Below are 1477 nucleotides of genomic sequence, written 5' to 3' on the forward strand. Positions count from 1 at the left end.
ACAGCGTGACGCCTATCGGCGAGGAGGTGGTCCCTCTTGATCCGCTGGCCAGTCCGGCTCTGCGTCTTTGGGGTGACGAGGGATTACGTTACACGCGCCCAGCCCCCACACGCCAAACCAGCCGCATCCCGGGCGTGTCGCCCCGGACTGCCGCGTCAGAGCGCGAGCAGCTCCGGCGCGACGCGCAGCCCGAGCACCGGCCGGTCGGCCGACCAGACGGCCGCGCACGTGGCGCGGATCGTGTCGACCGGCCGCTCGCCGGCGCGGACGAGCGAGATGTCGATGCCGGAGCGGCGCACCGCGGCGGTCCCCACCTCGAAGTAGACGTCGCCGGTCGACGTCTCGAGCGTCTCGCGCAGCGGCAGGATCGGCGCGGTCAGTCCGCGCAGGTCCTCGATCACGTGGTCGGGCCGCATCGACGCATCCGCACCGATGAGGCTCGCGCCCCCGTCGATGCCGGTCAGCACGAGGATCGAGCGGATGCCGGTGCGGCGCGCGCCGAGGATGTCGGTGTCGAGGCGATCGCCGATCATCGCCGGCGCCTTCGCGCCGAAGCGATCCGTCGCGAGCTCGAACATCGGCGTCTCGGGCTTGCCGGCGAACTCCGCGAGCCGGCCGACCGCGGTGTGCACCGCGGAGACCAGGGTGCCGTTGCCCGGCGCGATGCCGCCGGCGACCGGGATCGTCCAGTCGCCGTTCGTCGCGATCCAGGGGATGCCCCCGTCCTCGGGCTTCCGCTGCAGCGCGAACGCCGCCTCGGCGAGATCCTTCCAGCCCACCTCGGGGTGGAAGCCCTGCACGACAGCCTTCGGCCGGTCGGCGGCGGTGCGCACGACTCGCCAGCCACGAGACTCGATCTCGACGACGATGCCCGCTCCCCCGACGACGAGCACGGGATCGCCCGGCTCGAGGTGCGGGGCGAGCAGCCGCATCGCCGCCTGCGGGCTGGTCACGACCTGGTCGGGTCGCACCTCGAGGCCGAAGGACGACAGGTGCTCGGCGACGTCGGCGTCCGTGCGGGAGGCGTTGTTCGTCAGGTACGCGGTCGGCAGCCCCGTCGCGCGGATGCTGTCGACCGCGTGCGGGATCGCGGCCGCGCCCTGGTAGACGACGCCGTCGAGATCGACGTACAGGCAGTCGATGCCGTCGAGCGGAGTCGCCGCGGCACTCTTGCGGAAGAGCGCCATCAGCGCTCGTCGTCCCGCCGCTCGTCGGTCAGCTCGTCGCCGAAGAGCGCGTCGCCGAACAGCGCGTCGCCGTGCGGCGCCGGAGCCTCCGCGGGCGGAGCGTCGTCGACGGCCGGCTCGGGCTCAGCAGCCGGCTCGGGCTCTTCAGCGGGCGCGACCTCGTCAGCGTCATCAGCGTCATCAGCGTCATCAGCGTCATCAGCCTCATCAGCCTCATCAGCCTCATCAGCCTCATCAGCCTCATCAGCCTCATCAGCCTCATCAGCCTCATCAGCCTCATCAGCCTCATC

2 protein-coding genes are annotated in these 1477 nt (G+C 71.8%); one reads left to right on the top strand and one right to left on the bottom strand.

Annotated features, from left to right (window positions below; all coding sequences use genetic code 11):
* Nucleotides 1-155 precede the first annotated feature (155 nt).
* Nucleotides 156-1187, bottom strand: a complete 1032-nt coding sequence (locus tag ACVWW9_RS14335; RefSeq protein ID WP_456516044.1) for an HAD-IIA family hydrolase — start codon at nt 1185-1187, stop codon at nt 156-158.
* A 71-nt stretch (nt 1188-1258) separates the two neighbouring features.
* Between ACVWW9_RS14335 and ACVWW9_RS14340 the strand changes: the two genes are divergently transcribed.
* Nucleotides 1259-1477 (top strand): hypothetical protein (locus tag ACVWW9_RS14340; RefSeq protein ID WP_456516045.1); only part of this gene is annotated, 219 nt, incomplete at its 3' end.

It is taken from the genome of Agrococcus sp. UYP33, from assembly GCF_054060915.1.

Bases quoted from the DNA above. Each gene is read 5' to 3' on its own strand.
- ACVWW9_RS14335 (WP_456516044.1), bottom strand. From the start codon at position 1,187: ATGGCGCTCTTCCGCAAGAGTGCCGCGGCGACTCCGCTCGACGGCATC.